The organism is Acidisphaera sp. S103 (assembly GCF_009765975.1).
Classification (GTDB): domain Bacteria; phylum Pseudomonadota; class Alphaproteobacteria; order Acetobacterales; family Acetobacteraceae; genus Rhodopila.
Window position 1 is genome coordinate 308,818 of sequence record NZ_LMUJ01000064.1, and the last position, 7,966, is coordinate 316,783.

Consider the following 7,966-nt stretch of genomic DNA (forward strand, 5'->3'; position numbering starts at 1 on the left):
AACACGCCCAGCCATGACGGACCAACCGCCAGCGATCCGCCGCATCACGCGACCCGGCTCGACAGCGGCGTGCCGGCGAGGAAGCGGCTTAGATTGTCCATCACCAGTGCGCCGATCCGCCGGCGCACGGCGGGACTGCCCAGCCCGGATATGTGCGGCGTGACGACCAGGTTCGGGCATGACCACAAAGGGTGGTCCGGCGCCGGCGGTTCGGGGTCAGTGACGTCCAGGCCGGCGGCGGCGAGGTGGCCGCTGTGCAGTGCGTCGATCAGCGCGGCGGTGTCGACGATGGGGCCGCGGGCGATGTTCACCAGGATCCCGTGCGGCTTCATCGCCTTCAGGGCTGGGGCATCGATCATACCCTTGGTTTCCTCGGTCAGGGCTGCCGTTACGATCAGGGAGTCGGCTTCGGCCAGGACTTGGTGCAATTGCGAGGATGGGACGATTGCGTCGGCGAACTCGTCGTCCCGGGCGGAACGGGCGATGGCGATCACCTTGGCGCCGAAAGCCTTTGCCCGGCGGGCGGTTTCGCGGCCGATACCGCCGTAACCGAGGATGGCGACCGTCGAATCCTCCAACGTCGCCAGCGGCAGGGCGATGTTGCGGTCGAACACGTGGCGGGACTGGGGTTCGGCGAAGAGGGGCAGCCGGCGGGTCAATGCGGCCAGCAGCATGATCGCATGTTCGGCCACCATGGGGCCGTGGCTGTGGCCGGCATTGGTGACCTGGACGCTGTCCGGCACGCCATGGAAGGTGATGCCGTCATAGCCGGCGGTGGTCAGTTGGATCCACCGCAGCCGCCTGCCCTTCTGCCGCACCAGGGCGGCGACGTCGGCGGTGTAGTAATGGCCGAGCATGACGATGCCGTCGGCGTCGGGGAGTGCCTCCGCGAAGTCCGCCACCGATCGCATGCGACTCAGCCGGATCGCCGGTTCGGCACCCAGCCGGTCGGCCAGGTAATCGTCCAGCGGAGTCCAGAGCAGGATGTGAGGCGTCATGGGCGGATGGACTTTCGGATGGGATTGGGAAAACAGTAAGCCATGCCGTCCGGAGAACACCAAATGACCCGACATGACCTGCGCCACCAGGGTGAGACGATGCTGCGAACCCTGTTCGGTTCCACCGCTCAGCCGGCCGGGCTGGCAAATTTGCTGACGGAGGCGGCGTATGGCGGCATCTGGACGCGTCCGGAGTTGTCGCTGCACGACCGGCTGATCTGTTCGATTGCGGCGCTGGGGGTGGGGCCTCGGTTGAAGGCGCTGCGGCGGCATATCGGCGCCGGGCTGGACCATGGGCTGACGGCGGAGGCGATACGCGAAATCCTGGTGCAGGCGTCGTTGTATTCGGGGTTTTCGGCGGCCGAGGAAAGTTTGGCTTTGGCCGGTGAGGTATTCGCCGAACGCGGCATCCAGTTCCCGGCCGATCCGCCGGAGGATGCGTCGCTCGAGGAACTCGATCGGCGCGGCGCGGCACTTATGGCGGATTTGCATGGCAGCCGAGCGACTCAGGGATATGCGGCGCCGGATAATCCGGTGACGGGGCAGTTGTATCCGGCGGCGATCCGTTTCGGGTATGGCGAGATCTGGTCTCGCCCGGGGTTGGAACGGCGGGAGCGGGCGTTGGTCGCGGTCGCCGCGTTCACCGCGCTGCGGCTGCCGGAGCAAGCGGCGAAATTCGGGCAGTCGGCGTTGAATGTCGGACTGACGAAGGCACAGGTGATCGAGGCGATTATCCAGACGGCGCCGCTGACCGGGTTTCCGCCGGCACTGAATGCGCTGGGGGCGATCAGCGCGGCGTTCGGCGCATGATTTATGGGTCTGTGCGGTTGGGGGTGCTGGTGCCGTCGGGCAACAGCGTCGCCGAAACCGAGCTGCGTGCGATGCTGCCCGAGTCAGTAACGATGTTGACGACGCGGTTGGCGTTGCGCGGCAGTTCGGAGGCCGAGTTGCTGGCGATGCTGACGGACCTGGATCGGGCGGCAATGTTGCTGGGGCATGCGGAACCGGATGCGATCGCGTTCCATTGCACGGCGGTATCGACTTATGCGCCACATCTGGCGGGCGAAATTCGCGATCGGATTACCGCCGCAACGGGGCGCCGGGCGATCGCGACGGCGGATGCGATCCTGGCGGCGTTCCGGGTGCTTCAGGCTCGGCGCGTGCTGCTGGTGACGCCGTATATACAGCCGGTGCATCAGCGGGAGATATCGTTCCTGGCGGACAACGGCATCGCGGTGACCGGCGGCAGTTGCCTCGGTGTGGAAACCAATGCGGAGATGGCTCGTATCGCGCCGGAGGCGATCGCCGAGCAGGTGCGGGATGCGGCGTCGGGAGTGGTGGCAGATGCGTGCTTTGTCAGTTGCACCGCGATCCGATCGGCGGGGTTGATCGCGGATCTGGAAACGGCGCTTGGGATGCCGGTGATCACCAGCAATCAGGTTCTGGCGTGGCATGCGTTGCGCACAGTCGGCGTGACAGACCGGATCAGCGGGTTCGGCCGGCTTTTCTGTAGTGGGGACGCCCACTGACACTACCCGGCTTCAGGCGTGCAGCCGGTGTTATCCGCTGGCACGCTCCAACGTTGCGGCCACCCACTTGTTGAGGCTCAAGCCCGCCCGTTTCGCCGCGGTCACAACCGATTTGTGCAGCGCAGGTTCGACCCGTACGACGAATTGGCCTGAATAGGGTTTTTCCGGCTCCTCGCCGCGAGCCTGGCAGAACGCCAGGTAATCCGTTACGGACTCGGCGAAGGCCTTCTTCAATTCGGCCACCGACCTGCCTTGGAAGGTGATGACATCACGCAGATTCATGACTTCGCCATGAAACAGCTCGGCGTCTTCGTCATAAGTCACCACGGCTTCGTAGCCTTGATATGCCATTGTGTTCACGGCTTCACCTCTGCTTCCACGAGAAAGCGCCGAACCGATTTGACCGCGCCCCTGTCAGTTTCCTTTTGCGGATATGGCCGGTGGAAAACCGCCCGTATACCGTTCAAGGCGACCCGGACACGGGATCCATTCCCCTCGCTGACTTCGGCACCGCATGCGACCAACATCGCCTCGATGTCGCGTCAGCCAATATTTGCACGAACCGGATCGGCAAAGATGGCGACGAGGGTTGTCCGGTGTTTTCCGCTCAGTGTCATATAGTATCACCATCTGGTATCACAATAGGCATATTGGAAAGGCACGGGTCGCACCACCGGGTAGGACGGATCGACGTGGATCATAGATTGGCTTCCTTTCGATCATGCGCTGGTGCCGGTCGCCACCGGAAGAAAGGTTCATCCACCCACGAATGCACCCATCCACCATTGCCAAGCCCCTCCCGCACCGCACATAAAGGCCCCCATGATGCGACGCCCCCCACATGCCCCAGGTCATTCCCCTGGGCGCCCCCGGGCCTACGCACCCGACCCGGCCGCGCCTCCGGGGCGGCCATGCGACATGCCCGGCTGTCCGCAAGCCGGTGAATACCGCGCGCCGAAGTCCCGGACCCACCTGAACGATTACCATTGGTTCTGCCTGGAGCATGTGCGCGCCTACAACGCCGGCTGGGATTTCTACAAAGGCATGTCGCCCGCCGAGGTCGAGGCACAGTTGCGCGCCGATACGTCATGGCAACGCCCGACCTGGCCCATCGGCAGCCTGGGTTACACGGCGTGGGACGAGGACGTGCTGAAAGACCCGCTGCACATCCTGGCGGCCGCACGGATGAAGGCGAAGGCTCCACCCGATCCGCACCGGGCGCCGGCCGAACTGCGGGAACCGCTGGCGACGTTGGGCCTGCCATGGCCAACGACGCTGGATGCGGTTAAAAGCCGCTATAAGGAACTGGCGAAGCGCCACCATCCCGACGCCAACGGCGGCAGCCGCGACGCCGAGGAACGGCTGAAGACCATCAATCTTGCCTATGCGGCGGTCCGTTCGAAGCTAGGCAACGAGAGCCGGGTCGCCGCCACCGGATAACCAAATCAACCATGTCCGGCCCGCTGCCCTTGCGCCGCGCGCCGTCAACGCTAGACTTTCCCGGAATTGCAACAGGAAACGCTGGACTATGAACACGGCTGTCGATATCTCCCCGCCCCGCCCGACCTCCGAGATCAATCTGCCCGATACCAAGGTGTCGGCTCGGCAGGCCTTCGACCTCGATATTGACATGGACGTGCCGGCCTTTTCGGTGCGAACCGAACATGTCCCCGATCTCGACACGGCCTACAAATTCGACCGGGAAACCACGTTGGCGATCCTGGCGGGGTTTGCCTACAACCGCCGCGTGATGATCCAGGGTTATCACGGCACGGGTAAGTCCACGCATATCGAGCAGGTGGCGGCACGCCTCAACTGGCCCTGCATCCGTGTCAACCTGGACAGCCATATCAGCCGCATCGACCTGATCGGCAAGGACGCGATCGTCCTGAAGGACGGCAAGCAGATCACCGAGTTCCGCGAAGGCATCCTGCCGTGGGCCCTGCAGCATTCCTGCGCGCTGGTGTTCGATGAGTATGACGCCGGCCGGCCGGACGTCATGTTCGTGATCCAGCGCGTGCTGGAAGTCGAAGGTAAGCTGACCCTGCTCGACCAGAACCGGGTGATCCGGCCGCATCCGTCGTTCCGCCTGTTCTCCACGGCGAACACGGTGGGACTGGGCGACACGACCGGGCTGTATCACGGCACGCAGCAGATCAATCAGGGCCAGATGGACCGCTGGAACATCGTGGCGACCCTGAACTACCTGCCGCACGCCACGGAAACCGCCATCGTGCTGGCGAAGATGGGCGTCGACGTCGCCAAGGATGCCGCAACGAAGAAGCGCGTCGAAAGCATGGTGGCGCTGGCCGACCTGACGCGCGCCGGGTTCATCAACGGGGATATTTCGACTGTGATGTCGCCTCGGACGGTGATCACTTGGGCCGAAAACGCTCGCATCTTCGGCGATGTCGGCTTCGCCTTCCGGGTGACGTTCATGAACAAGTGCGATGAGGCGGAACGGTCCACCGTCGGCGAGTACTATCAGCGCTGCTTCAACGAGGACATTCCCACCGGCGGCTTCACGACGCGCAAATTCGCGTAAGCGGGGTCTGGCATGAGCGCGACCTCGAAAGACAACGCACGCGCCGAGGACTTCAAGCGCGCCACTGCCGGCGTGCTGCGGGCGATCGCCGAACAGCCGGATGTCCAGGTGGCGTTTCAGCCTGGTCCGTCCGGCGTCTCGGGCAAGCGTGCTCGACTGCCGCTGCCGACGCGTGCCCTGCCGCCGGCCGAGATGGCGAAGCTGCGCGGCCAGTCGGATGCCATCGCCCTGCGGCTGCGCCACCACGACGACAACGTGCATGCCCAGCGCATGCCGACCCGCCGTGAGGCGAAGGACGCCTACGACGCACTGGAGCAGGTGCGGGTGGAGATCGTCGGCTCCCGCTTCATGGACGGTGTCCGCGGCAACCTGACCGCCAAGCTGGCCGAGGAATGCGAGTCCGAAGGTTACGACCGGATGACCCGCAAGGACCAGTTGCCGATCGACAAGGCGCTGGCCCTGCTGACGCGTGAGCGGCTGTCCGGTTCGGCTGGGCCTGAGTCCGCGCAGCGGGTGCTGAACCTGTGGCGTGATACGCTAGGCGAGTCCGCCGATCAGGCGCTGTCGGAAATGATGACGGCGCAGGACGACCAGAACGCGTTCGCGCGCGCGTCGCGGAAATTGCTGGCGGCGCTGGACCTGGCGGAAGCCGAGGTCGATGCCGAACCGGATGATAACTCCGAAGATGGCGAGGACGGCGGCGAGCAGTCCGGATCGCAGGACAACTCCCAGGACGGGGAAGGCCAGTCCGAGTCCGAACAGGATTCGATGCTGGGCGCTCAGCCGGAGGAGATGGAAGGCGAGGCTGCGGACGACGATGGGTCGGAGTCCGAGGAGGAAGCCGCGGTTGCCGAGGGCGATGATCGTCCCGGCGGCCCGCAGCCTCGTCGGGAGCGGGCGAACCCGGACAGTGACGCAGTTTATCGCGCCTATACGCGGCAGTTCGACGAGGAGATCGACGCTGAGGATCTGTGCGATGCGGATGAGTTGTCACGGCTGCGGCAGCAGCTGGATCAGCAGTTGCAGCATCTGCAAGGGGTGATCTCCAAGCTGGCCAACCGGCTGCAGCGGCGGTTGCTGGCGCAGCAGACCCGGTCCTGGGAGTTCGACCTGGACGAAGGCATGCTGGATGCCGGACGGCTGGCTCGGGTGGTGACGAACCCTCTGCTGGCACTGTCGTTCAAGCGCGAACTGGATACCGAATTCCGCGATACCGTAGTCACGCTGCTGATCGACAACTCCGGTTCGATGCGCGGTCGGCCGATCACGGTGGCGGCGATGTGCGGCGATATCCTGGCGCGCACACTGGAACGTTGCGCGGTGAAGGTGGAGGTGCTGGGCTTCACCACGCGCGCGTGGAAAGGCGGGCAAAGCCGGGAAAAATGGGTGCAGGACGGCAAGCCCCGGAATCCAGGCCGGCTGAACGATCTGCGGCACATCATCTACAAGGCGGCGGATTCGCCGTGGCGGCGGGCGCGCAAGAACCTCGGGCTGATGCTGCGTGAGGGGCTGCTGAAGGAGAACATCGACGGCGAGGCGCTGCTGTGGGCGTATCGCCGCCTGCTGGTGCGACCGGAGCACCGGCGGATCCTGATGGTGATCTCCGACGGCGCGCCGGTGGATGACTCGACGCTGTCAGTGAACCCGGGCAACTACCTGGAAAAGCACCTGCGCGAGGTCATTCGCGACATCGAGCACCGCGACCAGGTTGAACTGATCGCCATCGGCATCGGCCACGACGTGACCCGGTACTACCGGCGGGCAGTGACGATCGTGGATGCCGAGGAACTCGGTGGGACGATGATGAAGAAGCTGACCGAGTTGTTCGACGAGGACATGGAAGCCGCCTGGGTGCGGGCCGCGGGGGAGCGGGCGGCGACCGTGATGTAGGACGTGTCGCTGCAGAATGGTTAGGCGGGAACCTGACAATCCGACCATAATAGGCGATATGCACGGTCATGATCGGGATACCGCCAAAACCAATAGGATTTGCTGAAGCGCCGGCAACATGATTGCCCTATGTGCGGGAAGGTTTGTCACTTGCCGTCGTGGATAAGGCGTTGGACGACGGGCGGATATCGCTTGCCGAACTCGACCGGTTGGTATTGTCGCGCAAGACATTAGCGCATCGCCGCGGCCTGGGCTCGCTGACGCCGGATCAGTCCGACCGGTTCAGCCGGTTGCTGCGGATCATTGAGGAAACGGAAGCGACATTTGGCGACCCCGGCAAGGCTCATACATGGCTGCGACGGCCAACCGCCCTGCTGGATGGCGAAGCCCCGCTCGACCGGTTGGATACCGATATCGGCACACGGCAGGTAGAAGCGATCCTGGGTCGCATCGCGCACGGGCTTGCCGCCTGATGATCGTCTAGCGGCTCTGCCGCCGCCCATATGCCGATTTAAGCGGCGAAGGCGCAAGACAGTTCGGCGAACGTTGGAACAGTCTCGGGCGACCGCTCGTCTATCTGGCGGAGCATCCCGCTTTGGCGGCGCTGGAGGTGCGCGTTCACCTCGATCTGCCGTTCGAGCTTTTGCCCGCGGATTTCGTTCTCATGCGCGTCATGGTGCCCGACAATCCGAACACCATCTTCGAAGCGGAAGCAAACAGCGTCTCCATCGGCGATGCCTGGCTGGCGGAGGCGACGTCAGCGGTTTTGCGCATCCCGACGCCGCGAGCGCATTGGTGCGTTCGATCGAACCTTTCGGTTTCGACCCGCGCCTGTGGCGGCCCTTGGCTGGAGAAGCCTGAACCGTCCCGCGCCGGGCTAACGCGATTCAGCGCACTTGGTGAGTGACAGAATGCTTATTCCGGGCTAACGTCTTCTCGTGACCAGCGCCAGCTTCTTCTCCGGCCGATTTTATTACCGCTACGATGTGGCGGTGGCAGGGGGG

General features: G+C 64.5%; 9 protein-coding genes and 1 pseudogene. 7 read left to right on the plus strand and 3 right to left on the minus strand.

Annotated features, from left to right (window positions below; translation table 11 throughout):
* Positions 1-44 precede the first annotated feature (44 nt).
* Entirely contained in the window at positions 45-998 is a 954-nt protein-coding gene (locus tag GSQ89_RS23380; protein WP_216856345.1) for a D-2-hydroxyacid dehydrogenase, read from the minus strand.
* 63 nt (positions 999-1,061) lie between these two features.
* Here GSQ89_RS23380 and GSQ89_RS23385 point away from each other — a divergent pair, with 63 nt between their 5' ends.
* On the plus strand, positions 1,062-1,808 hold the full coding sequence (locus tag GSQ89_RS23385; protein ID WP_158929760.1) for a carboxymuconolactone decarboxylase family protein: 747 nt from the start codon (positions 1,062-1,064) through the stop codon (positions 1,806-1,808).
* Positions 1,805-2,527, plus strand: a complete 723-nt coding sequence (locus GSQ89_RS23390; protein ID WP_158929762.1) for a hypothetical protein — start codon at positions 1,805-1,807, stop codon at positions 2,525-2,527. Before GSQ89_RS23385 ends, GSQ89_RS23390 begins: the two co-directional genes overlap by 4 nt.
* 30 nt (positions 2,528-2,557) lie before the next feature.
* On the opposite strand, the gene GSQ89_RS23395 is transcribed toward GSQ89_RS23390, so the two are convergent.
* Both GSQ89_RS23395 and GSQ89_RS23400 read right to left on the minus strand, forming a co-directional pair.
* The gene (locus GSQ89_RS23395; protein ID WP_158929950.1) at positions 2,558-2,878 is read right to left on the minus strand and encodes a type II toxin-antitoxin system HicB family antitoxin; all 321 of its coding nucleotides are present in this window, start codon (positions 2,876-2,878) and stop codon (positions 2,558-2,560) included.
* Positions 2,879-2,883: 5 nt separating this feature from the next.
* Positions 2,884-3,063 carry a type II toxin-antitoxin system HicA family toxin gene (locus tag GSQ89_RS23400; RefSeq protein ID WP_305782259.1) on the minus strand — a complete coding sequence of 60 codons (180 nt, stop codon included), beginning with the start codon at positions 3,061-3,063 and terminating at the stop codon, positions 2,884-2,886.
* 382 nt (positions 3,064-3,445) lie between these two features.
* Between GSQ89_RS23400 and GSQ89_RS23405 the strand changes: the two genes are divergently transcribed.
* From GSQ89_RS23405 to GSQ89_RS23425, 5 genes and pseudogenes are all read left to right on the plus strand, one after another.
* Positions 3,446-3,967, plus strand: coding sequence for a J domain-containing protein (locus tag GSQ89_RS23405; RefSeq protein ID WP_254073325.1), 522 nt, complete (start codon positions 3,446-3,448; stop codon positions 3,965-3,967).
* 88 nt (positions 3,968-4,055) lie between these two features.
* Positions 4,056-5,072, plus strand: a complete 1,017-nt coding sequence (gene cobS, locus GSQ89_RS23410) for a cobaltochelatase subunit CobS (RefSeq protein WP_158929766.1) — start codon at positions 4,056-4,058, stop codon at positions 5,070-5,072.
* Positions 5,073-5,084: 12 nt separating this feature from the next.
* A complete protein-coding gene (gene cobT / locus GSQ89_RS23415) occupies positions 5,085-6,962 on the plus strand; it encodes a cobaltochelatase subunit CobT (protein ID WP_158929768.1) in 1,878 nt (625 codons plus the stop codon).
* A gap of 143 nt (positions 6,963-7,105) precedes the next feature.
* Entirely contained in the window at positions 7,106-7,435 is a 330-nt protein-coding gene (locus GSQ89_RS23420) for an antitoxin Xre/MbcA/ParS toxin-binding domain-containing protein (RefSeq protein WP_254073326.1), read from the plus strand.
* A gap of 80 nt (positions 7,436-7,515) precedes the next feature.
* Positions 7,516-7,869: pseudogene (locus GSQ89_RS23425) on the plus strand (RES family NAD+ phosphorylase); the annotation flags it as partial.
* Positions 7,870-7,966 lie beyond the last annotated feature (97 nt).